This is a genomic window from Synechococcus sp. N32 (assembly GCF_900473895.1).
Taxonomy (GTDB): domain Bacteria; phylum Cyanobacteriota; class Cyanobacteriia; order PCC-6307; family Cyanobiaceae; genus Parasynechococcus.
In genome coordinates this window covers 445,849-470,529 of sequence record NZ_UCND01000015.1, presented here as the reverse complement: position 1 = coordinate 470,529, position 24,681 = coordinate 445,849, and the positions used below count along the sequence as shown (strand labels likewise).

The 24,681-nt window shown below is 62.9% G+C and carries 25 protein-coding genes and 1 tRNA gene; 15 read left to right on the top strand and 11 right to left on the bottom strand.

Annotated features, from left to right (window positions below; all coding sequences use genetic code 11):
* Positions 1–2 precede the first annotated feature (2 nt).
* Entirely contained in the window at positions 3–371 is a 369-nt protein-coding gene (locus DXY35_RS11040; protein ID WP_114989241.1) for a 2Fe-2S iron-sulfur cluster-binding protein, read from the bottom strand.
* A 53-nt stretch (positions 372–424) separates the two neighbouring features.
* Here DXY35_RS11040 and DXY35_RS11035 point away from each other — a divergent pair.
* Positions 425–511 (top strand) — tRNA-Ser (locus DXY35_RS11035).
* An 89-nt stretch (positions 512–600) separates the two neighbouring features.
* On the opposite strand, the gene pstB is transcribed toward DXY35_RS11035, so the two are convergent.
* Genes pstB through pstC form a run of 3 tightly spaced genes read right to left on the bottom strand, consistent with a single transcriptional unit; the run spans position 601 to position 3,309 of the window.
* Entirely contained in the window at positions 601–1,422 is an 822-nt protein-coding gene (gene pstB / locus DXY35_RS11030; protein ID WP_114989240.1) for a phosphate ABC transporter ATP-binding protein PstB, read from the bottom strand.
* A gap of 20 nt (positions 1,423–1,442) precedes the next feature.
* Positions 1,443–2,360, bottom strand: a complete 918-nt coding sequence (gene pstA, locus DXY35_RS11025; protein ID WP_115082319.1) for a phosphate ABC transporter permease PstA — start codon at positions 2,358–2,360, stop codon at positions 1,443–1,445.
* 1 nt (position 2,361) lies between these two features.
* Complete coding sequence (pstC, locus tag DXY35_RS11020) at positions 2,362–3,309, bottom strand: phosphate ABC transporter permease subunit PstC (RefSeq protein ID WP_115082318.1); 948 nt, start codon at positions 3,307–3,309, stop codon at positions 2,362–2,364.
* Positions 3,310–3,433: 124 nt separating this feature from the next.
* Between pstC and dnaK the strand changes: the two genes are divergently transcribed.
* Genes dnaK through murQ form a run of 4 tightly spaced genes read left to right on the top strand, consistent with a single transcriptional unit; the run spans position 3,434 to position 7,797 of the window.
* The gene (dnaK, locus tag DXY35_RS11015) at positions 3,434–5,425 is read left to right on the top strand and encodes a molecular chaperone DnaK (protein ID WP_115082317.1); all 1,992 of its coding nucleotides are present in this window, start codon (positions 3,434–3,436) and stop codon (positions 5,423–5,425) included.
* Complete coding sequence (locus DXY35_RS11010) at positions 5,409–6,356, top strand: DnaJ domain-containing protein (RefSeq protein WP_115082316.1); 948 nt, start codon at positions 5,409–5,411, stop codon at positions 6,354–6,356. The genes dnaK and DXY35_RS11010 overlap by 17 nt, the downstream gene beginning before the upstream one ends.
* A 43-nt stretch (positions 6,357–6,399) precedes the next feature.
* A complete protein-coding gene (locus DXY35_RS11005; RefSeq protein ID WP_115082315.1) occupies positions 6,400–6,843 on the top strand; it encodes a DUF3110 domain-containing protein in 444 nt (147 codons plus the stop codon).
* Positions 6,844–6,846: 3 nt separating this feature from the next.
* The gene (gene murQ, locus DXY35_RS11000; RefSeq protein WP_115082314.1) at positions 6,847–7,797 is read left to right on the top strand and encodes an N-acetylmuramic acid 6-phosphate etherase; all 951 of its coding nucleotides are present in this window, start codon (positions 6,847–6,849) and stop codon (positions 7,795–7,797) included.
* On the opposite strand, the gene mtnP is transcribed toward murQ, so the two are convergent.
* Positions 7,779–8,729, bottom strand: coding sequence for an S-methyl-5'-thioadenosine phosphorylase (mtnP, locus tag DXY35_RS10995; protein ID WP_371681776.1), 951 nt, complete (start codon positions 8,727–8,729; stop codon positions 7,779–7,781). The genes murQ and mtnP overlap by 19 nt on opposite strands.
* On the opposite strand from mtnP, the gene DXY35_RS10990 reads away from it, so the two are divergent.
* Complete coding sequence (locus DXY35_RS10990) at positions 8,728–9,171, top strand: peptidylprolyl isomerase (protein WP_114989232.1); 444 nt, start codon at positions 8,728–8,730, stop codon at positions 9,169–9,171. The genes mtnP and DXY35_RS10990 overlap by 2 nt on opposite strands.
* On the opposite strand, the gene ribBA is transcribed toward DXY35_RS10990, so the two are convergent.
* Entirely contained in the window at positions 9,172–10,767 is a 1,596-nt protein-coding gene (gene ribBA, locus DXY35_RS10985; RefSeq protein WP_115082312.1) for a bifunctional 3,4-dihydroxy-2-butanone-4-phosphate synthase/GTP cyclohydrolase II, read from the bottom strand. It abuts the gene before it with no gap.
* Positions 10,768–10,904: 137 nt separating this feature from the next.
* Between ribBA and argC the strand changes: the two genes are divergently transcribed.
* Positions 10,905–11,978 (top strand): N-acetyl-gamma-glutamyl-phosphate reductase, encoded by a 1,074-nt coding sequence (argC, locus tag DXY35_RS10980; protein ID WP_115082311.1) that lies wholly within the window; start codon positions 10,905–10,907, stop codon positions 11,976–11,978.
* Here the strand turns inward: argC and purN are convergent.
* Entirely contained in the window at positions 11,969–12,529 is a 561-nt protein-coding gene (purN, locus tag DXY35_RS10975; RefSeq protein WP_244273120.1) for a phosphoribosylglycinamide formyltransferase, read from the bottom strand. The genes argC and purN overlap by 10 nt on opposite strands.
* A 72-nt stretch (positions 12,530–12,601) precedes the next feature.
* Here purN and DXY35_RS10970 point away from each other — a divergent pair, with 72 nt between their 5' ends.
* From DXY35_RS10970 to DXY35_RS10955, 4 genes are read left to right on the top strand one after another with little or no spacing between them, the layout of a single operon-like run.
* On the top strand, positions 12,602–12,952 hold the full coding sequence (locus DXY35_RS10970; protein WP_115082310.1) for a DUF1257 domain-containing protein: 351 nt from the start codon (positions 12,602–12,604) through the stop codon (positions 12,950–12,952).
* Between the two features lies 1 nt (position 12,953).
* Complete coding sequence (locus DXY35_RS10965; RefSeq protein ID WP_115082309.1) at positions 12,954–14,651, top strand: M61 family metallopeptidase; 1,698 nt, start codon at positions 12,954–12,956, stop codon at positions 14,649–14,651.
* Positions 14,633–15,520 (top strand): N-acetylmuramoyl-L-alanine amidase, encoded by an 888-nt coding sequence (locus DXY35_RS10960; protein WP_115082308.1) that lies wholly within the window; start codon positions 14,633–14,635, stop codon positions 15,518–15,520. The genes DXY35_RS10965 and DXY35_RS10960 overlap by 19 nt, the downstream gene beginning before the upstream one ends.
* Before the next feature lie 37 nt (positions 15,521–15,557).
* Positions 15,558–15,797, top strand: a complete 240-nt coding sequence (locus DXY35_RS10955; protein ID WP_115082307.1) for a TIGR03643 family protein — start codon at positions 15,558–15,560, stop codon at positions 15,795–15,797.
* A 17-nt stretch (positions 15,798–15,814) separates the two neighbouring features.
* Here the strand turns inward: DXY35_RS10955 and DXY35_RS10950 are convergent, their stop codons facing one another.
* Together DXY35_RS10950 and DXY35_RS10945 are read right to left on the bottom strand one after the other, a co-directional pair.
* Positions 15,815–16,066, bottom strand: a complete 252-nt coding sequence (locus DXY35_RS10950; RefSeq protein ID WP_244273118.1) for a hypothetical protein — start codon at positions 16,064–16,066, stop codon at positions 15,815–15,817.
* A gap of 157 nt (positions 16,067–16,223) precedes the next feature.
* Complete coding sequence (locus DXY35_RS10945; protein ID WP_115082306.1) at positions 16,224–16,994, bottom strand: helicase DnaB; 771 nt, start codon at positions 16,992–16,994, stop codon at positions 16,224–16,226.
* A gap of 115 nt (positions 16,995–17,109) precedes the next feature.
* Between DXY35_RS10945 and DXY35_RS10940 the strand changes: the two genes are divergently transcribed.
* On the top strand, positions 17,110–18,708 hold the full coding sequence (locus DXY35_RS10940) for a glucose-6-phosphate isomerase (protein ID WP_115082305.1): 1,599 nt from the start codon (positions 17,110–17,112) through the stop codon (positions 18,706–18,708).
* 12 nt (positions 18,709–18,720) lie between these two features.
* Here DXY35_RS10940 and leuS read toward each other — a convergent pair whose 3' ends face one another.
* The gene (leuS, locus tag DXY35_RS10935; RefSeq protein WP_115082500.1) at positions 18,721–21,330 is read right to left on the bottom strand and encodes a leucine--tRNA ligase; all 2,610 of its coding nucleotides are present in this window, start codon (positions 21,328–21,330) and stop codon (positions 18,721–18,723) included.
* Positions 21,331–21,376: 46 nt separating this feature from the next.
* Positions 21,377–21,598: a hypothetical protein gene (locus tag DXY35_RS10930; RefSeq protein WP_115082304.1), complete on the bottom strand. Its 222-nt coding sequence runs from the start codon at positions 21,596–21,598 to the stop codon at positions 21,377–21,379.
* A gap of 27 nt (positions 21,599–21,625) precedes the next feature.
* Here DXY35_RS10930 and dapF point away from each other — a divergent pair, with 27 nt between their 5' ends.
* From dapF to DXY35_RS10915, 3 genes are read left to right on the top strand one after another with little or no spacing between them, the layout of a single operon-like run.
* Positions 21,626–22,732 carry a diaminopimelate epimerase gene (gene dapF / locus DXY35_RS10925; protein WP_115082303.1) on the top strand — a complete coding sequence of 369 codons (1,107 nt, stop codon included), beginning with the start codon at positions 21,626–21,628 and terminating at the stop codon, positions 22,730–22,732.
* Complete coding sequence (locus DXY35_RS10920; RefSeq protein WP_115082302.1) at positions 22,719–23,891, top strand: cysteine desulfurase family protein; 1,173 nt, start codon at positions 22,719–22,721, stop codon at positions 23,889–23,891. The genes dapF and DXY35_RS10920 overlap by 14 nt, the downstream gene beginning before the upstream one ends.
* Positions 23,892–23,903: 12 nt before the next feature.
* Complete coding sequence (locus tag DXY35_RS10915) at positions 23,904–24,620, top strand: DUF1995 family protein (RefSeq protein WP_115082301.1); 717 nt, start codon at positions 23,904–23,906, stop codon at positions 24,618–24,620.
* The last annotated feature ends 61 nt before the right edge of the window (positions 24,621–24,681 follow it).

Sequence of the window (24,681 nt, the reverse complement as noted above, 5' to 3'; positions counted from 1 at the left end):
GTTCACTCCTCCTCGAGGGGAATGCGAGCCGTGACGCGCCCTTTGCCGAAGTGGCGACCGAACTGGAGCTCGTACACCTCATCCTCATCCTGGGTTTCAGCCTCCAGGGGCCCGATGGCGCGGGCCACGCAGAGCAGGCCGTAGCCCTTGTCCCTCAGCTCCCGCGAAAGACCCATGGCTTCGCGCTGGTCGAGGTTGCCGCTCTGTACGCGAACGGCGCACTCCGTGCAGCATCCGTTTCTGCAGGAGAAAGGAAGTGGGTCACCCTGCTCTTCGAAGCTGTGAAGGATGTAGTCCCCCTCAGGCACGTCGTGGGTGATGGTGCGACCCTCCTGGCGCCAGTGAATCGTGATCCTGTGGCTGGGACGCATGAAGGTCTGCTGGCAGTGCCCTGCTACATTCTCACCTGCCCCATTTAGCCGGTGGAGAGCTGGCCGAGTGGTCGAAGGCGCAGCACTGGAAATGCTGTATAGGGGCAACTCTATCGAGGGTTCGAATCCCTCGCTCTCCGCTTCTCCGGTCCGTCAGGACCGGATTTTTTTTTGCCCTTTTATAAGCCTGAAGGCCAAACCACGGCCTTGCCTGGGGCCGGCTCGGCGATCAGCCGAAACGACCGGAGACGTAGTCCTGGGTGGCCTGCTGTTGGGGGGCGTTGAAGATCTTGTCGGTCTCGTTGAATTCCACGAGATAACCCACCTTTCCGGTTCCGCCTTCAACGGCCTCTGCGTTGTAGAAGGCGGTCATGTCGCTGACGCGAACGGCCTGCTGCATGTTGTGGGTGACGATCACGATGGTGAAGCTCTTCTTGAGCTCATGCATCGTCTCCTCGATCTTCAACGTTGAGATGGGATCAAGGGCTGAACAGGGCTCATCCATGAGGATGACCTCCGGTTGAATCGCGATCGTGCGCGCGATGCAGAGGCGCTGCTGCTGTCCGCCGGAGAGCGAATACCCGCTTTCATTCAGCTTGTCTTTGCACTCATCCCAAACCGCCGCCTGGCGGAGGGAACGCTCAACAAGCTCATCCATGTCTCCGGTGTAGCCATTGATGCGAGCGCCGAAGGCGATGTTTTCGTAGATGCTTTTCGGGAATGGGTTGGGTTGTTGGAACACCATTCCGATCCGGCGGCGCACCTCCACGGGATCAATCCTGGGCCCGTAGAGGTCTACACCTCCAAACAGGATGCTTCCCTTCAGTGAGCAGCCTTCGATCAGATCGTTCATCCGATTCAATGAACGAAGCACCGTGGACTTTCCACAGCCGGATGGGCCAATAAAGGCTGTCACCTTGCCGCGGGGAATCTCGCAGTAGACGTTTTTGACGGCTTCGAAATTGCCGTAGCTGATCGTGACGTTCTGCAGGGAAAGGGCGACGTCTGCGTTGTGGGACTCGGTGGCTTGGGGCTGTTGAAGAGTCGTCATTGTTTTATGTAGAAGAAGGTTTATTTGGCAGCAAATCGCGCCAGCCAGCGAGAGAACAGGTTCAGGGCCAGGATCATCACCACGAGCACAAACGATGCGGCCCACGCCAGCTCGTTGTGAAATTCGTAGGGCATGATCGCGAAGTTGTAGATCATCACCGAGAGGGTCGCGATTGGAGCGAAGATCCCTTCGGGCGTGAGCAGATCTGACCAGAACGGTGAGAACAGAGCGGTGAAGATCAAGGGAGCTGTTTCCCCTGCTGCTCGGGCGATGCCCAGCACAACCCCTGTGGCTATCGGGGTTAATGCGGCAGGCAGAGTGATTCGAACAACGGTGACGAACCGGGATGCCCCCACACCGAGGGCACCACGCCGGAGATCGTCGGGCACCAGCTTCAGACCTTCATCGGTGGTTTTGATCACTGTGGGAAGCATCAGCACCGCTAGTGCCATGCCGCCGGCCACTGCGCTGTAGGCGTTTCCGAACAGGATTCGACTGGTGACGATCGTGCCGTAAATGAAAACGCCGGCAATGATCGATGGCACCCCGGCCAGCACATTGGTGCCGAAGCGGATGAACTGAGCGAACCATCCCGAACGGGAGTATTCAGCCAGAAAAACTCCGCCACCGACGCCCACCGGAACGGCGATCAGTGCAGAAATGGCCGTCACCACCAGCGTTCCAACGATCGCATTGGCGATGCCGCCGTCTTCGAGGCCTGGCGGTGGTGGAAGTTGCGTCAGCAGGGCCAGGCTGATCTTGCTGCCCCCCTGCACGAGCACGTAGCCCAGCACAAGGATCAGGGGCAGAACAGCAATCGCGGCAAACAGGGCTGCCAGAAACGAGAGCGCCCTGCTGCTGATGTTTCTGCGTTGAAAGGGTTTGTAGCTGAGCTCAGAAGCTGACTCGGCCTTGCTGTGGGTGAGCGTCTGTGTCATGTCAGTACTTCAGGCTCAAACGCTTCACGATCCACTGGGCAAAAATATTCACGCACAGGGTGAGAACAATCAGCACGAAGGCTGCGTACATCAGTGATGACACCTGGGAGCCATCCGCCTCACCAAATTGATTGGCCAGCATCGCTGCGATGGTGTTGCCGGGAGCCAGCAGCGACACGCTGAAGTTGTTGGAATTTCCGATGATCATGGTCACGGCCATGGTTTCGCCCATGGCCCGGCCCAAGGCCAGCATCACACCACCAATGATTCCGGAAATCGCTGCCGGGAGAATCACATTGATGATGGCTCCCCAGCGGGTTGTGCCCACCCCATAGGCCGCCTGGCGCAGTTGCGGCGGAACCTGATTCAGGCAATCACGGGAGATCGCCGTGATGATCGGCAGGATCATCACCACCAGGATCAACACTGCGGGAATAGTGCCAGGACCCATCGGTGGGGTGCTGAACAGGGGGAACCAATTGAACAGCTGATAAAGAAGTTCCAGCCCAGGCCTGATGAACGGTTCCATCACAAAAATGGCCCAGAGGCCAAGCACCACCGATGGAATCGCCGCGAGCAGTTCCACCATCAGGCCGATCACGTCCCTGATCCGCTTGGGAATGATGTTTTCGGTGATGAAAATGGCTGTGCCAACACCGAGGGGCACCGCGATCGTCAACGCGAGTAGTGACGTGATCAAGGTGCCGTAGATCGCGGCTCCGGCCCCGTACTGATCGTCCACGGGATTCCAGTCTGAGGTGACCAGAAATTGCCATCCGTAGCGGGCCATGGAATCCAGACTCCCCTGGAAAACCACCACAAGGATTGAGAACAGAACGATCGCCACAACGGAGGCCATGGCGATGGCGAGATTTCTGAAACTGATGTCCACCAGCTTTTCCGCTGGTGGACGGCTTCGGAGCAAGTAACGACTGTCCGGGTCGGACATGCATCCAATGGCGCGCCCTTACAACGTATGACCCGAACCGTTTGGGGGCATTAACAACCGCTTAAGGGAGGGACTGGAGCCGGTTTGAACCTGCCGTTAGCGTGGGGATCAAGTTTTCAGGGATATGGGGCGGATCGTCGGAATCGATCTGGGGACCACCAATTCGGTTGTCGCTGTGCTGGAGGCAGGTCGTCCCCACGTGATCGCCAATGCCGAGGGCGGCCGAACCACCCCATCCGTTGTCGGATACACCAAGGATCAGGAACTGTTGGTGGGTCAGCTGGCCCGGCGCCAGCTGGTGCTCAGCCCCCGCAACACCTTCTCGAACCTGAAGCGGTTCGTCGGCCGGGACTGGGACGAACTGGAGGACAGCAGCCTCTCGGTTCCCTACACGGTGCGTGCCAACGACCAGGGGCAGGTCCGGGTGCCCTGTCCGGTGACCGAGCGGGAATACGCGCCCGAAGAACTGGTGGCCAGCATCATTCGCAAACTTGTCGATGACGCGTCCACTTATCTGGGTGAACCGGTGGAAGCGGCGGTGGTGACCGTGCCCGCTTACTTCAACGATGCACAGCGCCAGGCCACCCGCGACGCCGGACGCCTGGCGGGCATCTCGGTGGAGCGCATTCTCAATGAGCCCACTGCAGCTGCTCTGGCCTATGGCTTTGACCGCAGCGCCGTCAAACGGGTCCTGGTCTTCGACCTCGGTGGAGGCACCTTTGACGTGTCGCTGCTGCGCATCGCCAATGGCGTTTTTGACGTCAAGGCGACGAACGGCGACACGCAACTCGGCGGCAACGATTTCGATCAACGCATCGTCAACTGGCTGGCTGATGCCTTTGAAGAGGAGCACAAGGTTGACCTGCGCCGCGATCGCCAGGCCCTGCAGCGGTTGACGGAAGCGGCTGAGAAGGCGAAGCAGGAACTCTCCGGCGTGCTGAGCACCCCGATTTCGCTTCCCTTCATTGCCACCGGCAGCGATGGTCCGCTGCACATCGAAACCCGCCTGGACCGCGCCACTTTCGAAGGACTCTGCCCCGATCTGCTGGATCGTCTGCTGAGTCCTGTCCAGGCGGCGCTGCGCGACTCCGGCTGGTCGGCTGACGACATCGATGACGTCGTTCTGGTGGGTGGTGCCACGCGGATGCCGATGGTTCAGCAACTGGTGCGCACCCTCGTGCCGATCGATCCCTGCCAATCGGTGAATCCCGATGAGGTGGTATCCATCGGTGCTGCTGTACAGGCCGGAATCCTCACCGGTGAACTCAGGGATCTGCTGCTCAACGACGTCACCCCCCTGTCGTTGGGACTGGAGACCATCGGCGGATTGATGAAGGTGCTGATTCCCCGCAACACACCGATCCCCGTGCGTCAGTCCGATGTGTTCAGCACCTCGGAAGCCAATCAGTCGTCTGTCGAAATCCATGTCTGGCAAGGGGAGCGCCAGATGGCGACGGATAACAAATCCCTCGGACGTTTCCGGCTCTCCGGGATTCCGCCGGCTCCGCGGGGGGTGCCCCAGGTGCAGGTGGCCTTCGACATCGATGCCAATGGTCTGCTGCAGGTCAGTGCCACCGATCGCACCACCGGACGCAAGCAGTCGGTGTCGATTCAGGGCGGCTCGAACCTCAATGAGGAGGATGTGACCGCTCTGCTGGCGGAAGCGGAGGCGAGGGCTGATGAGGACAGGCGCAAACGCAACCAGATCGAGCGCCGCAACCGGGCTCAGACCTTGCTTGCCCAGGCGGAACGGCGGCTGCGGGATGCCTCACTTGAGCTGGGGCCTTATGGCGCTGAACGGCAGCAACGGGCCGTTGAAATGGCCATGCGTGACGTGCAGGACTGCCTCGCCAATGACGACCTCCAGGAGCTTGATCTCTGCGTGAGTGGTCTCGAGGAGGCGTTGTTCGGGCTGAACCGCCGGCTGTCGGCGGAACGTCAGGCCGATGGCAGCCCGCTTCAGGGAATCCGCAACACCCTGGGCTCCCTCAAGGATGAGCTGTTTGCCGATGACTGGGACGACGACCCCTGGGGTCCCCCCAGCCGTCCGGGTGACCGTGGCCGTGGTCTGAGCCGGCGTGATCCTGCACCTTGGGACGATGACTTCTACCGCTGAGCCTGATTACTGGTCTCTGCTGGGGGTTGATTCCGACTGCACCGATCAGCAACTGAAACGGGCCTTTCGCCGGGAGGCGCGCCGCTGGCACCCCGATCTCAACAGCAACGATCCCGTTGCTGAGGAGCGCTTCAAGCTGGTCAATGAGGCCTATGCGGTCCTCAGCGATCCCCGCCGCCGTGAGGCCTGGCAGAAAGGGGGTGGTTCCCGTGCGGATGTTGCCGACCCCTTTGCCCAGGGCTTCCCTGATTTTGAGGATTACCTCGATGTGATCTTCGGCGGTGGAACAGGACGTTCCTCAGTTGAGGTTGAGGACGAGCCCGATCCCCCTTTCCGCGGTGATGACGCCAGTGGTGATGACGCCAGCCGGGAAACCAGAGGTCATGAACCTCCGGTATCGGCACCGCCGCCGCCGCCGCCGGTTCGTGCCGTGGAAGATCTCGAGTCGGTGGTTCATCTCACCCCGGATCAGGCTCTTCAGGGAACCGTGGTGGAACTGACGCTCGATGACGGCACCGTGATCGAGCTGAACACGCCCCCCTTTGCTGGGGATGGCTGGCGTCTGAGGCTTGAAGGCGTTGCCCCCGGCGGCCGTGATCATTTCCTGCAGCTCCGGGTCGTGACCGATGACGGCCTTCGGATTGATGGTCTGCGGGTGCTCTACAAGCTGATGCTGTTCCCACCGGATGCAGCCCTCGGTTGCGCCGTTGATGTACCGACCCTGGATGGCCCTGTGACGCTGCAGGTTCCTCCAGGCTCATCCAGTGGACGTTTGCTGCGGCTGCGGGGGCGCGGGCTGCAGCTGGATGACGAGCGGGGTGACCAGTTGGTGGAGATCGTTGTGGTGATTCCGTCGGATCTGGGTGATGCGGAACGGGCCCTTTACCGACGTCTTCAGGAACTGGCGAGTGAATCCGAGCAGGGTGGTTGACGATGGGTGAGACTCCGGTCCGGTTGATCTGACGGTTTTCCCGATGCGCGTCCACGTCCTGCTCTTTGATGCCGGTACGGATAGCGAAGGCATCCACTCGCTTGAAATCGCCGGACGAACCGTGGTTCTGCTGTTTGAGAACCCCGACGATGCCGAGCGATATGCCGGTCTTCTGGAGGCCCAGGACTTTCCGGTTCCAACGGTGGAGGCCCTCGATCGGGAAGACGTGGATCTGTTCTGTCGTGAGGCCGGCTATGAGGCCCGGCTGATCGAGTCGGGCTTTGTTCCCAGCAATGACGAGGAGCGTCTGTTCATGGCGCCGCCCAAAAGCAATCGCGATGTGAGCAACTGGAAGGACGAGGCTGTTTCTGACGGTGGAGTGGCAGAGCAGCAGGGCGTGGAGCCTGCGCGCCAGGGGCTGGAGACCGAACCGGAATCGAATCCTGAACTGGATGAGCTGCGTCGGCGCCTGGAGGGTCTGCTCTGAGCCATGGCTGTGTTCGACCCTGATCTGCAGCCCTCCAGCGACCGCGGCCACCTGCTCACCGAGCAGAGCAATCGGCGCAGTTCACGCCTAGATCAGCTCGACACCCTGGCGCTGGTGGAGTTGTTTGCAGACGAGGATCGTCGCCCCCAGGAGGCTGTTGCCGCTGTGGCTCCGGCGCTAGCCCAGGCGGTTGATTCCGTTGCCGAGCGACTCCGTGCCGGCGGCCGGCTCTTCTACCTGGGTGCTGGCACCTCCGGACGACTGGGGGTGTTGGATGCCGCGGAATGTCCGCCCACCTTCTGCAGTGATCCCCAGCAGGTGCAAGGTGTTCTCGCCGGTGGTTCCGCTGCGTTGCTGCGCAGCTCGGAAGGGCTCGAGGACATTGAGGCCGCCGGACGTGCAGACCTCGTGGAGCGGGGCTTCTGTGCCAAGGACTGCCTGGTGGGCATCGCCGCAGGCGGCACCACCCCCTACGTGCGCGGTGGGCTGGCCTTCGCCAAAAGCATCGGAGCCCTCGCCATCGCCATGGCCTGCGTTCCAACGGAGCAGGCGCCCCTTACCTGCGACATCGACATCCGCCTGCTCACGGGCCCTGAATTGCTGACGGGATCCACCCGGATGAAGGCTGGAACCGCCACAAAACTGGCCTTGAACACCCTCTCCACCGCCGTGATGGTGAAACTGGGCAAGGTCTACGGCAACCGCATGGTGGATGTGGCCGCCAGCAACAGCAAACTGGTGGACCGTTCCCTGCGGATCCTGCGGGATCTTGCCGGTGTGGAGCGGGAGCGGGGGCTGACGCTGCTGGAGGAGGCCGGCGGATCGGTGAAACTCGCCCTGTTGATGGCCGCTGCAGCCTTGTCGGTGGACCAGGCCAAGGCTCATCTGCAGCAGCACAACCAACAGCTACGGCCGGCCTTGGCCGCCTGCGGCGCTCAGCTGGCGGAAGCCTGATCGAACGGTCCCCAGTAGGGGGCGGTGAACAGATCAAGGTTGGACCGGGTCTGTTCCGGGACTTGATCTTTGGGGGTGATCAGGGCATTGGCGAGGGCTGTGTGGGCCGGCGAGGCGGGAGGGTCCTGTTTGAGCCGCTGCATCAATCCACTCAGGATCGGTTCAGTGGCTGAGGCATTGGCCTGAAGGTTGCCGATCACCATCTCCACCGAGACAGCGTCGTGGTCCTCATGCCAGCAGTCGAAGTCGGTAACCATGCTCAGGGAGGCGTAGGCCAGTTCGGCTTCCCGGGCCAGACGGGCTTCGGTGTGATTGGTCATCCCGATCACTGAACAATCCCAGGAGCGGTAGAGCTTGCTTTCGGCCCGGGTGGAGAAGGCGGGGCCCTCCATGCAGAGATAGGTGCCACCGCGGTGCAGCCGTCGACCCACCGGCAACCCCTGTTCAGCGGCATCGGCCAACAGGGCACTCAAATTGGGGCAGAAGGGGTCCGCAAGGCTGACGTGGGCCACGCAGCCGTCGCCGAAGAAACTGGCGGGCCGGCCACGGGTGCGGTCGATGAACTGATCGGGCACCACCATGTCGCGCGGCTGCATATGCCCCTGCAGCGACCCCACCGCCGAGAGCGAGATCAGCCAGCGCACCCCCAGTGAACGCATCGCCCAGATGTTGGCCCGGTAGGGCACTTCACTGGGAAGCAGATGGTGATGGCGGCCGTGGCGGGCCAGGAAGACGGTTTCGACGCCCTCGAGCTCTCCCAGGCGCAGTTGATCGGATGGTGTTCCGAAGGGTGTGTCGACAGTGCGTTCCTCCACCTGGCGCAAGCCAGGGATCGAATAAAGGCCGCTGCCGCCGATCACACCGACGCGGGCTTGGGAGAGGTCGGGCATGGTCGGCGTCTCTTTACACTCCAATTTTGCTCGCGCCACCATGACCAAGGCCTTGATGGACACTGAAGCAGGCCTGATCGAGCTCGAGCTGTTCGAAGCCGATGCCCCGAACACCGTCGCCAACTTCGTGAAGCTGGCCAAGGATGGCTTCTACGACGGTCTGGCCTTTCACCGCGTCATCCCCGGCTTCATGGCCCAGGGGGGATGCCCCAACAGCCGTGAAGGCGCCCGCGGCATGGCCGGTACCGGCGGCCCCGGCTACCAGATCGATTGCGAGATCAACCAGCAGAAGCACCAGGCCGGCACCCTGGCCATGGCCCATGCCGGTCGCAACACCGGCGGCTCGCAGTTCTACATCTGCCATGAGGCCCAGCCTCACCTCGATGGCGTGCACACCGTGTTCGGCCACACCGGCAACATGGATGTGGTGCTGAAGCTGGCCAACGGCTCCAAGATCAACAAAGTGACGATCCAGGAAGGCTGATCAGCTCCGGGTCCAATGCAGCAGTGACGGGCCGTTTTCCAGCAGTTCGTCACTGCCCAGGTTGATCAACTCATTGAGTTGATGCTCCACCCGTTCCAGGGTCTGGGGCGGGTGCAATGCCATCCGCTCCGTGGGAACGCGCATCAGACCCACCCGCTCTGTGGCTGCCAGGGCCGCCAGGCTCTTGAGCAGGGGGGCTGCATCGGCGCCGTCGGGAATCAGTTTCCAGACGAATTGCGGTCGATCCCACAGCGCTAACAAGCGGGGTTCATGCAGGGCTTCAAGGCTGAAGCCATGGCGCTGGGCGATGGCCTCCACTTCCTGGCGAATGGTGGGCCAGCTTTCGGGGCCCACGTTCACCGCCAGGGCCAGCACCACGCAGGGACTCTCGGATTCGAACAGATGCCCGAGCTTCTCCCGCTTGGCCGCCAGGTAGTCGGCGTTGTGGGCACCGGGGTCCATCACCAGAGGTACCCGCTCCTCCACCTGCAGGCCATAGCCGCCAAGGCCGGCAATCTTGCGGGGGTTGTTGGTGAGCAACCGCAGCCGATGGATGCCGAGGTCGGAGAGGATCTGTGCGCCAACGCCGTAGTTGCGCAGATCCGCCGGGAAGCCAAGCCGCTCGTTGGCTTCAACGGTGTCGAGGCCGGCTTCCTGGAGGCTGTAGGCCTTCAATTTGTTGATCAGGCCGATGCCCCGCCCTTCCTGGCGCAAATAAACGACCACACCCTCGCCCTCCGCTTCGATCTGACGCAGGGCCGCCTCGAGCTGGGGCCGGCAGTCGCAGCGCAGTGAGCCGAAGGCATCGCCGGTGAGGCATTCGGAATGCATTCGCACCAGCACGGGTTCGCTCAGGGCATTGGGCTCACCCTTGATCAGGGCCACGTGTTCTGAGCCATCCAGTTCGTTGCGGTAGCCCACCGCCTGAAAGCTGCCGAAGCGGCTGGGCATCTGGGCCTGGGCCATGCGGCGAACGAAGCGCTCGTTCTCCAGCCGGTAGCTGATCAGGTCAGCAATGCTGATCAGCTTCAGCCCCCAGCGATCGGCGTAGCTGCGCAGCTCGGGCAAGCGGGCCATCGAGCCATCGCTGTTCTGGATTTCACAGATCACTCCGGAGGGGCTGAGGCCCGCCAGCTGAGCCAGATCCACGGCGGCTTCGGTGTGACCGGCCCGTTTGAGCACGCCGCCGGGACGGGCGCGCAGCGGAAAGATGTGCCCAGGGCGACGCAGTTCGGCTGGCCGTGTGGCTGGGTTGAGGGCGACCTGAATCGTGGCGGCGCGGTCTTCGGCGGAGATGCCGGTGGTCACCCCATGCTCGATGCCGGCATCGATGCTCACGGTGAAGGCCGTCTCGTTGGCATCGGTGTTGCGGTCCACCATCAGCGGCAGATCCAGTTCGTCCAGCCGCTGCCCCTCCATGGCCAGACAGATCAGGCCCCGTGCCTCGGTTGCCATGAAGTTGATCGCTTCCGGGGTGGCGAACTGGGCCGCGCAGATCAGATCGCCTTCGTTCTCCCGTTGTTCGTCGTCCACCACGACAACGCATTCCCCATTGCGGATCGCCGCCAGGGCGTCGCTGATGGCATCAAACGCGATCGGTTCGTTCGAGGGGTCAAGGAAACTGGGGTTCAGGAGCCTGGTCGCCGTGAGATGACTCCATTATTGATCTCTGTACGATCGACCGTTGTCTGGTTGGTTCAATGGCAGGCAGGACAACGTCGGCGGTTGAAGCGATGGCAACGGTGAAGGGCGGACGGGTTGCTGTGATCGGCGCCTCCGGCTACGGCGGCCTGCAGACCATCCGTCTGCTTCAGGGCCACCCCGGCCTGTCTGTGAGTTTTCTTGGCGGTGAACGCAGTGCTGGCCAACGCTGGAGCTCCGTCTGCTCCTTCCTGCCCCTGCCGGATGACCCAACGGTGGAATCAGCGGATCCTGATCGGATTGCGGCCTGTTCCGATTTTGCTGTTCTGAGCCTCCCCAACGGCCTGGCCTGTCAGTTGGCACCGCAACTGCTGGAGCGGGGTGTGCGGGTGGTGGACCTCTCCGCCGACTTCCGCTACCGCTCCCTGGAGCAGTGGCTGCAGGTGTACGCCAAGGAGGCCGGCTCCCTCAACCGTCAGGACGCTGAACTCTGCAGCAGTGCCGTCTACGGCCTGCCGGAATGGAACGGCCCTGCCATCGCTGACGCCAAGCTTGTTGCAGCTCCGGGTTGCTTCCCCACCGCCAGCCTGCTGCCCCTGCTGCCGTTCCTCAAGCAGGGCCTGATCGAGACCAGCGGCATCATCATTGATGCCAAGACGGGCACCTCCGGCGGAGGGCGCGTGCCGAAGGAGGCCATGCTGCTGGCGGAGGCCTCGGAATCCATCGCGCCCTACGGCGTGATCGGCCATCGCCACACCTCTGAGATCGAGCAGATGGCGATGGAGGTTGCTGGCCAGGAGGTGCGGCTTCAGTTCACGCCTCATCTGGTGCCGATGGTGCGTGGTCTGCTGTCCACGGTGTATGCCCGCCTGCGCGACCCCGGTCTCACCGCCGAGGATTGCACCACGGTTCTGAAGGCGATCTACCGCCACCACCCCTGCGTTCAGGTTCTGCAGGTGGGCACCTATCCCGCTACCAAGTGGGCGCGCCACACCAACCGGGCCCTGCTGTCGGTTCAGGTGGACACCCGCACCGGCCAGCTGGTGTTGATGAGTGCCATCGACAACCTGATCAAGGGTCAGGCCGGGCAGGGCGTGCAGTGCCTCAACCTGATGGCGGGCCTCGCTCCGGAGACGGGGCTTCCCTTGCAGTCGTTCTATCCCTGACGCCAGGTGGGTTTCAGCTCAGCCAGTGCCCTGGGCAGGAGCAGGTGTTCCTGCTCCTGAATCCGTTGGGCGAGCCTGGCGTGGTCATCCCCATCGAGAACGGGAACAGGCGCCTGGGCCAGGATCGGACCGGCATCCAGTTCCTCGGTGACGATGTGCACCGTGCAGCCGGTGACCTTCACCCCGGCCTCCAGGGCCTGCCCGATGGCATCCAGGCCACGGAAGCTGGGCAGCAGTGAGGGGTGGATGTTGATCAGGCGATCGGAATAGCCGCTGACCAGCACCTCGGTGACGATCCGCATCCACCCCGCCATCACCACCAGTTCCACCTGGTCGGCGCGGAACAGGCGCACCAGTTCGCCGTCCAGCTCGCGCCGGTTCTTGATCAGGCGATGGTCAAGCACCGACACCGGGATGCCGAGACGCTCCGCCCGCTGCTGGGCACCACAGCCCGGATTGTTCACCACCAGCCGCTGGATTCGTGCATTGAGATCCCCCGCCTGAATCGCCTGGGCCAGGGCCTCGAAGTTGCTGCCGCTTCCGGATGCCATCACCCCCAGCTGCAGCGGGGCCTGGTCAGCTCGATTGTTGTGGCTAGGGTCTGTCAAAGCGGGGTTCGGTCCATGTCCCATCTCTCCATCCTGCCGACTGTCTTCACCGACCTTGAGCGTCTGGTTCAGGTCCTGTGCGATGAGGGCTTCACGGTGGAGCGTTCGACCGAATTGCAGGGTTTCGCGGACGACTCCCATGCCGTTGATGTGCTCGCGTTTCAGGGCTCAGCCATGCCCCTGGGCTGGACCCAGCGGGAGGACGGAACAATCGTGATGCATGGCGACATCCAACGCATCAGCCGCCACCCCGGGCTTGAACAGCGCCTGCAACGGGTGACCCGTCGCTACGCCCTGCTCCACGCCATGGACGAGGTGCGTCTTGGTGGTGTGAGTTCCGCTGAGCTGATCCTGCAGACCAACTGACGTGTTCGAACCGGTTCAGATCCGGCTCGATCTGAGCCATCCCGAAACACAGACCATCGCGGTCTCCATCCAGTGGACACCGCAGACCCAACGCCAGACCTTCCAACTGCCGGTGTGGACACCGGGGTCGTACACGGTTCGTGATCACGCCCAGCACCTCCACAGCCTGCAGCTGCTGGCCAACGACGAGGAGCTGCCGGTGCGTCGCATGGCGCCGCACCAGTGGCTCTGTGATCTGCCGGACCTGAGCCCGCTCACGCTCAACTATCAGCTGGAAGCCCGGGATCTCACTGTCCGCACCGGTTTGTTGGATCCTGATTTCGCATCGCTCTGCCTCGCTGCTGTGGCGATGGACATCGACGGGTGCCGCTGGTCACCACACCACGTTGCCGTCACGGCTCCGGAGCACTGGAGTGTGCATCTGCCGCTGGAGCCCAGCGCTGAGGGCTGGGTCGCTGCCGATTTCGATGCCCTCGTGGACAGCCCGCTGCATGCGGGGCCTTTTCAGGCAGAACCCTTCATGGTGGAGGGCAAGACCCATGAGCTGTTGCTGATCGGAACGCCACCGATGGGTTGGCCCCCGAACTTCATCAGCGACATCGAAAAGGTGTGCAGTGCCACCTGTCGCTTGCTGGGGACCCCTCCCCCGGCGGGGGACCGCTACCAGCTTGTGTTGCAACTGCTTGATCAGGGTTACGGCGGCCTCGAACACGACCACAGTGCTGTGCTGCAGTTCAGCTGGTCGGCTCTGGCCAAGCCCAAGGGGTACCGGCAGCTGTTGCAGCTGATCGGCCATGAATACCTGCACCAGTGGAATGTGCGGCGGCTGCGGCCCGTTGAGCTTCGCCCCTACGACTACGGGCAGGCGGTGATCACCGAAGGCCTCTGGTTTGCCGAGGGAATCACCAGCTACTTCGACCTCAGCCTGCCCCTTTTGGCGGGATGTTCGGATCGACCGACCCTGCTCAAGGATCTGGGGGAGGAGCTGTCCAGCGTGCTGATGTCACCCGGTTGCTCGATCCAGTCGTTGGCGGCCAGTGCCCGTGAGGCGTGGATCAAGCTGTACAAAGCCACGCCAGCCTCACGGGACAGCCAGATCAGCTACTACCGCCTCGGTGCAGCGGTGGCCTTCTGCCTCGACGTGCGCCTGCGGCGGCGCGGCCACTCCATGGCCGCGATCCTGCGGGAGTTGTGGCAGGGCCCCGGCCGTCAGGCCCGTGGCTACAGCCGTGATCACATCAAGGCGGCAGTGGCTCGATGGGATCGCGATCTTGCCTCGGATCTGGATCAATGGCTGGACCAGCCCGAGGCCGTTCCCCTGCTTGATTGCGTGAAGGCTCTGGGTCTGCGCATGGACCCTGTGCCGCTCAAGCATCCCGATCATGGACTCACCCTCAAGGATGCTGAGGGTGCCGCTTTGATTCAGCGGGTGCGGCCTGACAGTCCCGGGCAGCGGGCCGGGCTTGTGGTGGGTGATGAGCTGTTGGCGATCAATGGCTACCGGGTGCGTCGCAGCAGTGACCTCGCAGTTCTGCTTGAGAAGCAGGAATGTGTGCGCGTTACCTATTCAAGACGCAGCCTGCTCAAGGAGACCCAGCTCTTCCCTGATGCGGGTGTGGATCATTGGACGTTGGATTGGGATCCTGGGTGCACAACGGAACAACGCCAGTTGCGGGATCGATGGTTCGAGATCGTCTAAGCCGTCTCTGCACCGGTGTGTGGAACCGCGTTGAGCAGCACCGTCCGCTCTCCATCAGCGTTGCTGCAGCGGGGACGTTGGCTCTGGGGCTGACCAGCTGGTCGTTGATGGAGCGAGGGAAGCTCTCTCCTGTGGGGATGGAGCGTGGTCGCCAACGTGAGAACAACCCCTCCTCTTCGGTGCCGTTACCACCGAAGTCGCGCTCCTGGCGCTCGCCCCTGGCCCGGCAGTGTTCGGGTGTGGACAGGGCGTTGCGGTCGCATTTGAACCAGCTCGATGCCCGTTCGGGTTCCTGGCGGACGTTCGTGAAGATCGATCCCACCAATTTTGGTGAGCGCTACGACAAGGACGCCTACGGCCGTGTGATCGACGCCACGCCGAGGGTGGTGGTACTGCACGAAACCGTCTACTCCTTGAGCTCCGCTCTGAACACCTTCATGACGCCCCATCCCCGCGATGAGGATCAGGTGAGCTATCACACCCTGGTGGGCCAGGACGGACGCGTTCTGGATCTGGTGGATCCCTTGAGCCGGGCCTATGGCGCAGGTTTTTCGGCCTTTCTGGGGGAGTGGGCGATCACCAACAGGAAGCTCAAGGGCTCCATCAACAACTTTGCTCTGCATCTGAGCTTGGAGACACCACCATCAGGCGCGAATGCCAACCGTTCCCACGTTGGCTACACCTCCAAGCAATACGACGCGCTGGCCCTGGTGTTGTCGGGTTGGATCCGCTCCTTCAATCTGCCGCCAGCGGCGATCACCACCCATCGCCACGTGGATCTGGGCGGAGAACGGGATGATCCCCGCAGTTTTGACTGGTCGAAACTTCAGACGCGGCTGGCGGCCCTCGGTGACCTCTGCGTGAGTTGATGCGTCGTTAGCGTTCGCATGCCTGTGTACTGCGTCGGTGACAACGCTCCCCAGCGAGGATCTTGATCGCATTATCGAAATGGCCTGGGAAGACCGAACGCCCTTCGAGGCGATCGAGTTTCAATTCGGACTCTCCGAGCCGCAGGTGATCGCAGTGATGCGGCAACAGATGAAAGCGTCATCGTTCAAGCTTTGGCGCAAGCGGGTCAGCGGCCGCAAAACCAAACACGCCGCCACCAGCCGCTCCGATCGATTCTGGGCGAGCTGCCACAAGTGAATGGAGCCCGATTGGGTTCAGCGCAGGACGCCCCGCAGGATCCCTTCAACAAGACCCGCCGGATTCATGCTCCGGGGGAAATATTGCCCTATCACGCCGGCATAAGGGTCAATGTCATCGGAACGCCGGACCGGAGTGGTGAAGGCCCTGACGCAGCCATAGAAATCCCTGGCATCTCTGCACTGTGCTGCCACTTCGGCGTCCACCTGAGCGAGTGCGGTTGATGGGACAAGCAGGCCAAATGCCAGCAGGTGAAGGAGTTGTTTCATCGATCTGCCGTGCTGGATCGATGTTTCAACAGATAGGGGGGCGTCCACATCCCCCATATGGGGGAGAGGCAGAGCTGATGAACTCCCTCAACTGAGGGATGAGGAGACGAGGGATTGGGTTGGGCCGCTCACGCAGCCAAGTGCTCATCGTTGATCTTTAAACCGTGATGTCGGGATTCGGTTGGCGACCGCCGTAAATCAAACCGTGCAGTTCAGGGTCCTGCATGTATCTCAATACCCGAGCTGGGTAATCCAATTTCCCGTTGTGGAGGTAGGTGAGGGTGGCGATGGCCTTGGCATCCAGGTAGGAGCGGCTCGCCTGCAGCATCAAGCTCTCCGGCAGACCAAGGGCCAGCTTCAGCCGTTGAAACTTGGCCGCCAGCAGGGTGATGTTCATCTCGGGGTCCAGCAATTGATTGCGGGCCCAGGTGATCTCCTCCTGGGTTGGGTTCGCCGGCAGCCGGTTCTGATGGATCAGTTCCGAGACGCTGATCTGGGCCGGTCCGTGGGTCTTCACAAGACCGGAATGGGCGATGAAAGGGAGGTTCTCCCCCGGCTTGGAGTGCTGAATTTCGTCGAAAAGAACGGCGGTGATCAGCATTGGATTCACCTGATGCGCCGCTGCCTGGCGCAGGATCACCGGCTTCAGCTCGCGAAGACGATCCAGGGTGGATGCGCGCAATGGTTGGAGCTGATCCATCCCGCTGGTGAACAGCTGGGCCAGCTGCGTCTGGGGGCCGTGCACCCCGAAGCGCCGTTGCAGCAGCTTCAGTTCTTCGGGCGAAAAATCTGTGGGCTCGAGTCTGTCCTCCACCACAAGTGGGGCTTGATCCCCAACCTCACCAACCGGGTGTGACCACTGACCAACCAGGCACAGGCTCGCTGCCGTCGCCAAGAGAGCTGTTGTCCATCGCGATGGCTCAGCCATGGGGGATGGAAATGGGGTCAGCGGAAGATGACATGAAACTAGCTGTGGTGTCCTTTCCCGTGGGCATCCCGTCAGATTCTGGATACGTTCGGCAGGACTGCACCGTCCGCCCGGCATGAGCTTTCCGGATTTCAACGCTTCCGACGCTCATATTCAGTGGCAGAGGTTCTGCGATCTCAGCTGGTATCACGATGATCTGGGCGTCTGGCTCGACATCAGCCGGATGCATGTGAACGCCACTGATCTGCAGCAGCTGCAGCCGCGAATGGACAAGGCGTTCGCGGCGATGCAGGAGTTGGAAGCCGGCGCCATCGCCAATCCCGATGAGCAGCGCAAGGTGGGGCATTACTGGCTTCGCACTCCTGAACTCGCTCCCTCGTCAGAGCTTCAACAGCACATCTCCAGGGAAATCGGTCTGATCGCAGCTTTTGGTCGCGATGTGATCAACGGAACGATCAAGGCCCCCAACGGCGAAGCCTTCACCGATGTGCTCTGGATCGGCATCGGCGGCAGTGGCCTGGGACCGGCCTTGATGATCAAGGCACTCCAAAACCCGGGCGAGGGGCTTCCGTTTCATTTCTTCGACAACGTCGATCCCAATGGGATGAGCAACGTTTTGGCGGGGTTGGAGGGGCGTCTCGACCGCACCCTGGTGGTGACGGTGAGCAAGTCGGGGGGAACGCCCGAACCCCACCTCGGCATGGAGCAGGCTCGCCATCGCCTCGAGGCCGCTGGGGGCCAGTGGGCCGGCCAGGCCGTTGCCGTGACGATGCTCGACAGCAAGCTGGATCAGCAGGCCCAGAAGGAAGGTTGGCTCAAGCGCTTCGACATGTTCGATTGGGTGGGGGGGCGCACCAGCATCACCAGTGCCGTTGGTCTGCTGCCCGGTGCCTTGATTGGCTGTGACATCCGCGATTTCCTCACCGGCGCCTCTCAGATGGATGCCGCCACCCGCGCCGCGGATCTGCGCCGCAATCCAGCCGCCCTGATGGCCGCTTCCTGGTTCGTGGCCGGTGGTGGTCGCGGTCAGCGCGACATGGTAGTTCTGCCCTACCGCGATCGTCTGGAGGTGTTCAGCCGTTACCTCCAGCAGCTGGTGATGGAATCCCTGGGCAAGCGCCTGGATCGCAACGGTGACGTGGTGCATCAGGGCATCGCTGTTTACGGCAACAAAGGCTCCACCGACCAGCACGCCTACGTACAGCAGCTCCGCGACGGTGTCGATAATTTCTTCGCCACCTTCATCGAGGTGCTCGAAGACGTGAGCGACATCCCCACGCTTGGCGGGGAATGCCCTGGCGACTTCCTCGATGGTTTCCTGCAGGGCACCCGCTCAGCCCTTACAGAGGGTGGCCGCCAGAGCATGACGATCAGCATGCGCCGCTTTGATGCCCGCCGTCTCGGTGCCTTGATCGCTCTGTTCGAGCGTGCCGTCGGTCTCTACGGCGAACTGGTGAACATCAACGCCTACCACCAGCCCGGCGTGGAAGCCGGCAAGAAGGCAGCGGCAGCGATTCTCGACCTTCAAGGTCGTGTGGAAGCGATCCTGGCCGACGGTGTGGCCCGCTCCGCCGATGAGATTCGCCTGGCCCTCGGGGATGGCACCGATGAATCCATCTTTTGGATTCTGCGTCACCTCACCGGCAACCAGCGCGGCTTCAGTGCCCAGGGCGACTGGAGCCAGCCCGCCTCGATGCGTTTCAGCAAAGGCTGATCCCGCCTGGGATCAGGGCACCAGGTTCACCAGTTTTCCGGGGACCACGATCACCCGACGGGGGGCTGCACCCTCCAACCATTTTTCGGCCACATCACTGGCCAGGGCGAGCCGTTCCAGCTCTTCCTTGTCTGCGGAGGCCGGAACCTGCAGTTTGCCCCGCACCTTGCCCTTCACCTGGATGACCACTTCAACGCTGTCCTGCACCAGTGCCGTTGGATCCAGAACCGGCCAGCTTTGACGGTGCACGCTGCCGCTTCCCCCCAGACGGCTCCAGAACTCCTCCGCCAGATGTGGCGCGAACGGAGCCAGCAGGCGAACCAGTCCGGAAAGAGTTTCCTGCAACACAGGTGCACTCAGGGCCTCGATGCCCGTGGAGCTGATGGCATTGGAGAGCTTCATCAGCTCGGAGATGGCCGTGTTCAGCTGGATCTCGTCGCTGAGGTCCTCGCTGACGGCTTCGATGGCCAGGTGCAGCGCCCGACGTACGTCGCTGTCGGCATCGCTCAGATCGGCCGGCCGTTGCATCGGCTCGAGTGAGTCGATGCGGGCAGCACCGGCCTCAACAAGGCGCCAAAGCCGTTGCAGGAAGCGGAACTGGCCCTCCACATCGGCGTCATCCCACTCCAGATCCTTCTCCGGCGGAGCCTTGAACAGGATGAACATGCGGGCTGTGTCTGCGCCGTAGCGGTCGATCACCGCCGCGGGGTCAACGCCGTTGTACTTCGACTTCGACATCTTCTCGAACAACACCTCGAGCTTGTCGCCGGTGTTGGGGTCCCGGGGATTTTCGGGATCTGCCACGTCCGCTGGAGCGATGTACTTGCCGGTTGTCGCATTGCGGTAGGTGATTCCCTGCACCATGCCCTGGGTGAGGAGCCGTTCAAACGGTTCGTTGATGTCGACCAGGCCGCGATCGTTCAGCGCCTTGGTGAAGAAACGGGCGTAGAGCAGGTGCAGGATCGCGTGTTCGATGCCGCCCACGTATTGCTTCACCGGCAACCAGCGGTTCACCGCCTCCTTGCTGAAAGGTTTCTCGGTGTTGTGGGGATCGGCGAAGCGCAGGAAATACCAGGAGGAACACATGAAGGTGTCCATGGTGTCTGTTTCCCGCTTGGCCGGCTTGCCGCAGCGGGGGCAGGCCACATTCACCCAGTCGCTCTGCTGGCTCAGGGGCGAACCGCCCTTGCCCGAGAGATCAATGCCCCGGGGCAGCTCCACCGGAAGGTCCTCGCGGGGCACCGGAACAGCACCGCAGTCATCGCAGTGGATGACGGGAATGGGGCAGCCCCAGTAGCGCTGGCGTGAGATCAGCCAGTCGCGAAGGCGATAGGTGACCTTGCTCCGTGCCCAGCCCTTCTCGGCGCCGTGGCCGGTGATGGCGCCTTTGGCTTCGCTGGAGGCCGTGCCATCAAAGCTGCCGGAGTTGACCAGTGTTCCGGCATCCGTCCAGGCCTGACCGGCCGCGATGGCTTCAGCAGCTCCCTCGGCGTCGATCACCTGCTGGATCGGCAGACCATTCGACCGGGCAAAGGCGATGTCGCGTTGGTCGTGGGCCGGCACGCCCATCACGGCGCCCGTGCCGTACTCGGCCAGCACGTAGTCGGCGATCCACACCGGCAGCACCGCCCCCGTCAGGGGGTTGATCACGTGACTGCCGATGGGCACCCCCCGTTTGGGCCTGTCATCACTGGTGCGTTCGATCGTGCTCAGACGAGCCACCTCCTTGCGGAAGGCCTCCACCGTGCCCTTCTGTTCAGCGCTGGTGAGGCTGTCCACCAGCTCGTTTTCCGGTGCCAGCACCACGTAGCTCGCCCCAGCGAGGGTGTCGGGCCGAGTTGTGAACACCGTGATCGTCTGATCCTGTGCCCCTTCAACGCTGAAGCTGATCTCCGCCCCTTCCGAGCGACCGATCCAGTTGGCCTGCATGGTGCGCACTCGTTCCGGCCACCCCTTGAGGGCGTCCAGGTCGTTGAGCAGCGGCTCGGCGTAGTCGGTGATGCGCAGGAACCACTGATTCAGCTGGCGTTGTTCCACCAGAGCTCCGGAGCGCCAGGAGCGGCCGTCACCATCCACCTGCTCATTGGCCAGCACGGTCTGGTCGACGGGATCCCAGTTGACGGTGGCGTTTTTGCGATAGGCCAGCCCCCCTTCGAGCAGTTCAAGGAACAGCCACTGGGTCCAGCGGTAGTAGTCGCTGTGGCAGGTCGCCTGTTCGCGGCTCCAATCGATCGAAAGGCCAAGGCGATCCAGCTGCGCCCTCATCTGATCGATGTTGCGGTCGGTCCACTCGCCGGGGTCCACATTGCGTTCGATTGCCGCATTTTCAGCGGGGAGTCCGAAGGCATCCCAGCCCATCGGATGCAGCACGGCATGGCCCCGCATGCGTTGAACCCGGGCGATCACATCGGTGATCACGTAGTTGCGCACATGGCCCATGTGCAGGCTCCCCGAGGGGTACGGGAACATCGACAGGGCAAAGAATCCGGGCTTCTCACCACCTACTTCAGTGGTGTCCACCCCATCCGCCTTCCAACTCTCCTGCCAGCGCTGTTCCAGCGCGGTGGGGTCATAACGACCGGTCTGGGCACTGGCGTCGACGGCAGGGTTGGCAGCGTTCACGGAACCAGCGCTCGGCAAGGTTGCGATCGTGCCACATTCCTGGTGTTCAGCCGAGGGAGCGGATCACGCTGATCTGCCGACGGTTGATCAGCACGGGCCGGCTCGCACCCGCCCGTTCGATGGCCAGAAATTCAGGGTTCTGCCAGATCAGACGCCCCTCGATGGGCTCTTGTCCCACCACAGCAATGCTGAGGGGGAGCTGTTCACGAATCCAGCTCTGCAGCAACCGAACCCCCGGAAGGCTTGGATCGAGTGGAGATGTCTCCATAGGATTCGGGGGCAATACCGGCCACGAATGCTGCAGTTCAGCAAATATCAGGGACTTGGCAACGACTTCCTGATCGTTGAAGGCCGGCAGGGACAACTGCCCGATGCCATCAGCAATCCCGATCCCGCCTGGGTGCGGCGCATCTGTGATCGGCGCTTCGGCGTTGGTGGCGATGGCCTGATTCTGGCGCTGCCTCCTCAGGCGGAGGGAGAACTGCGGATGCGGATTCTCAATGCCGATGGCAGTGAGGCCGAAATGTGTGGCAACGGCATTCGCTGCCTGGCCCGCTACCTGGCCGACACCGACGGTGATGCCCCAGGCCGCCGCTGGGAGATCGAAACCCTGGCGGGAATGATTCGCCCCGAACTGATGGCCGATGGCCAGTTGCGGGTGGACATGGGTCCTCCTTTCCTCACCTCCGAGGGCATCCCCACAACCCTGATGCCCGAAGACGGCCTGCCGCAGGGGGTGCTGCTGCTGGAGGGAGAACAACTGAAGGTGGCGGCCGTTGGCATGGGCAATCCCCATGTGGTGGTGCCCGTCGACGACCTGGCCAGCATTCCCTTTGATGCCTGGGGTGCTGCCCTGGAGGTCCATCCGGCTTTCCCGGCCAAGACCAACGTTCATTTCCTCCAGGTGCACAGCCGTGAGCGGCTGGAGATCCGGGTCTGGGAACGGGGGGCTGGCCCGACCCTGGCCTGCGGCACCGGTGCCTGCGCCACCCTGGTGGCGGCGGTGCTGCTGGGCCTCGCCGATGACTGCGCCGAGGTGGTGCTGCCCGGCGGTCCGCTGATGATTGAGTGGCGTGATCGTTCCGGTTCCGTGCTGATGACGGGACCCGCCGAAGCGGTGTTTGACGGGGTGCTGACGCCCGATCTGGTGCCGGCAGGATCCTCGATGGCTTCGATCAGCGAAGCCCCTGCCGCTCCACCTGCGCCGACGGCCGCAACCGACTTCGATTGCTCCAAGGATTGTGCTGACCAGTGTCAGCGCCCCGACCGCTGCCTCCGCGATGAGGCGCAGCAGAAGGTGCAGGCTTTCCTCAGCAGCACGTCCCTCGACTCGATGCTGAATCTCGCCAGTGAGTCCCTGGAGCAGCGCACCAAGGCGCGGTTCGAGCGTGGAACCCCCTGAGCTCTACCTGGATGCTGCTGCCACGACACCGCCCCTGCCGGCGGTGATCGCGGTGATGCAGCAGCTCCAGCAGACGGCCTGGGCCAACCCCAGCAGCCTCCATTGGGCTGGGTTGGCAGCAGCGGAAGCTCTGGAGCGAGCGCGCTGGCGCATCGCCGAGCGCTTTGCTGTCAGCCCTGATCAGTTGATCGTCACCTCAGGGGCGACGGAATCCGTGCACCTTGCCTTGCTCGGCACTGCCGCCGGTCTTGTCCCTGGCCGGTTGGTGATCTCTGCGGTGGAGCATCCGGCGGTAGTCGCTGCGGCGCACCAACTGGAAGCCCTGGGCTGGACCATTGCCGAATGGCCCGTTGATGGTCAGGGCGTCCTGCGGCTCGATCAGCTCGATCGGTTGTTGTCCGCTCCAACCCGATTGGTTTCCCTGATTGCAGCCCAGGGCGAAGTTGGTGCACTGCAACCCATCAGCACGATCGCTCGGGCCTGCCGCGAGCGCGGCATCGTCATCCATAGCGATGCCACCCAGCTTGTTCCCCAGGGTTGCTTCGCCTTCGACCGGCTCGGCGTTGATCTGCTGACCCTCTCCGCCCACAAGTTCCGTGGCCCCCGGGGCGTGGGCCTGTTGATTCGGGCCCCGGGTGTGGACCTTTCACCGCTCCAGGGCGGCGGTGGACAGGAGCACGGCCTGCGCTCCGGTACCGAACCTGTTGCGTTGGTGGGTGGCATGGCCGAAGCCCTGATGGGCCTCCCCAGCTTTGACCCCGTCAGCCAGCACGTTCCACCGGGCAGCTCAACCCAGATCCGTCGTCAACGGGATCAACTGCTCGAACGCCTGCTGCAGCTACCCCAGCTTCAGCTCTGCGGCCCTTCACCCGATCATCGTCTACCCCATCACATCGCGCTGTTGGCCAAAACCGTTGGTGGACAGCCACTGCCGGGACGCGATCTGGTGCGACGGCTGGCGGCGGCGGGGGTGGCCTGCAGCAGCGGCAGTGCCTGCAGCAGTGGCAGCAGTGCCGACAGTGCTGTGCTCACGGCCATGGGCATTCCCGGGCCTGAACGTCAGTCGGGTCTGCGGCTGACCCTTGGCCCCTGGTTGTCGGATCAGGATCTCGACGCCGTTCCCGGCCGTTTTGCATCCGTGCTCGAGGCATTTTCCTGACATGCTTTGGCGATGACTCAATCCGACGCTTCCTGTCTCGCCCTCCCCGCGGATCTGCTCGCCGCCGAGGAGGCCATGCTGCAAGCCGCCCTGGCGGCCGTTGGATCCGGCGACGGTCAACGCTGGGCCGCAAGCCTCCGTTTTGAAGGGCTTCGCCTGCTGCCGGTGGCGGTACGGCTGGCCCGAGCACTGATCGCTGCCGGTCAGGACCTGTTGATGGTTTGGCCCGATGCCGGTGCTGCCGCCCTGGCCCGGCGCGATGCGGAGGACCTCAAGGAGGTGATCCTTGATTTCAATCAGCTCAAACGGGCGGAGAGCGATGGTCCCGACACCCGCCTTCTGCTTGCGGTGAACCCCTCCCCTGCGGATTACGAGGAGTTCCAGGCCTTGTGTGAGAACCACGCAGGAGTGGTTCTGATGCTTAATGGACGTCTCGAAGACGCCGCCGTCGGCATCGGCAGCGTGGCCCGGGAGCGCCGAAAGGGTTTCGTGGCCAGCTGGCAGCAGGCCTACTGGCTCCAGCCCCTGGAGGGAGGCGCGTTGATGCGCTGCTTCCCCGATGACTGGCGTCTCTATCGACAGGATCCCGATGGTTACCGGCAACTGGAGGTGCTTCCCGAACGTCCGGATCCCGACACCACAGCAGCGCTTCTGGCCGGTGAAGATCCGGACAGCATCAAGCAACAGCTGTCCGGGGTCGACCGCTTCCTTGATGGTCTGCGCAATTGAGCCGCCTCTGGCTTGATCCAGGCTCAGACCCTCCTTAAGGTTCAAGCCCAGGCTCCCCTTC

What these genes read in the sequence shown, in the direction of transcription:
- DXY35_RS10940 (WP_115082305.1), top strand. Translation starts at nt 17,110, where the DNA reads ATGAGCTTTCCGGATTTCAACGCTTCCGACGCTCATATTCAGTGGCAG.
- DXY35_RS10915 (WP_115082301.1), top strand. Translation starts at nt 23,904, where the DNA reads ATGACTCAATCCGACGCTTCCTGTCTCGCCCTCCCCGCGGATCTGCTC.
- dapF (WP_115082303.1), top strand. Translation starts at nt 21,626, where the DNA reads ATGCTGCAGTTCAGCAAATATCAGGGACTTGGCAACGACTTCCTGATC.
- DXY35_RS10930 (WP_115082304.1), bottom strand. Translation starts at nt 21,598, where the DNA reads ATGGAGACATCTCCACTCGATCCAAGCCTTCCGGGGGTTCGGTTGCTG.
- DXY35_RS10950 (WP_244273118.1), bottom strand. Translation starts at nt 16,066, where the DNA reads ATGAAACAACTCCTTCACCTGCTGGCATTTGGCCTGCTTGTCCCATCA.
- mtnP (WP_371681776.1), bottom strand. Translation starts at nt 8,729, where the DNA reads ATGGTGGCGCGAGCAAAATTGGAGTGTAAAGAGACGCCGACCATGCCC.
- DXY35_RS10990 (WP_114989232.1), top strand. Translation starts at nt 8,728, where the DNA reads ATGACCAAGGCCTTGATGGACACTGAAGCAGGCCTGATCGAGCTCGAG.
- dnaK (WP_115082317.1), top strand. Translation starts at nt 3,434, where the DNA reads ATGGGGCGGATCGTCGGAATCGATCTGGGGACCACCAATTCGGTTGTC.
- DXY35_RS10960 (WP_115082308.1), top strand. Translation starts at nt 14,633, where the DNA reads ATGGTTCGAGATCGTCTAAGCCGTCTCTGCACCGGTGTGTGGAACCGC.
- purN (WP_244273120.1), bottom strand. Translation starts at nt 12,529, where the DNA reads ATGGCATCCGGAAGCGGCAGCAACTTCGAGGCCCTGGCCCAGGCGATT.
- murQ (WP_115082314.1), top strand. Translation starts at nt 6,847, where the DNA reads ATGGCTGTGTTCGACCCTGATCTGCAGCCCTCCAGCGACCGCGGCCAC.
- DXY35_RS11010 (WP_115082316.1), top strand. Translation starts at nt 5,409, where the DNA reads ATGACTTCTACCGCTGAGCCTGATTACTGGTCTCTGCTGGGGGTTGAT.
- pstA (WP_115082319.1), bottom strand. Translation starts at nt 2,360, where the DNA reads ATGACACAGACGCTCACCCACAGCAAGGCCGAGTCAGCTTCTGAGCTC.
- argC (WP_115082311.1), top strand. Translation starts at nt 10,905, where the DNA reads ATGGCAACGGTGAAGGGCGGACGGGTTGCTGTGATCGGCGCCTCCGGC.
- DXY35_RS10970 (WP_115082310.1), top strand. Translation starts at nt 12,602, where the DNA reads ATGTCCCATCTCTCCATCCTGCCGACTGTCTTCACCGACCTTGAGCGT.
- DXY35_RS11005 (WP_115082315.1), top strand. Translation starts at nt 6,400, where the DNA reads ATGCGCGTCCACGTCCTGCTCTTTGATGCCGGTACGGATAGCGAAGGC.
- DXY35_RS11040 (WP_114989241.1), bottom strand. Translation starts at nt 371, where the DNA reads ATGCGTCCCAGCCACAGGATCACGATTCACTGGCGCCAGGAGGGTCGC.
- pstB (WP_114989240.1), bottom strand. Translation starts at nt 1,422, where the DNA reads ATGACGACTCTTCAACAGCCCCAAGCCACCGAGTCCCACAACGCAGAC.
- pstC (WP_115082318.1), bottom strand. Translation starts at nt 3,309, where the DNA reads ATGTCCGACCCGGACAGTCGTTACTTGCTCCGAAGCCGTCCACCAGCG.
- DXY35_RS10945 (WP_115082306.1), bottom strand. Translation starts at nt 16,994, where the DNA reads ATGGCTGAGCCATCGCGATGGACAACAGCTCTCTTGGCGACGGCAGCG.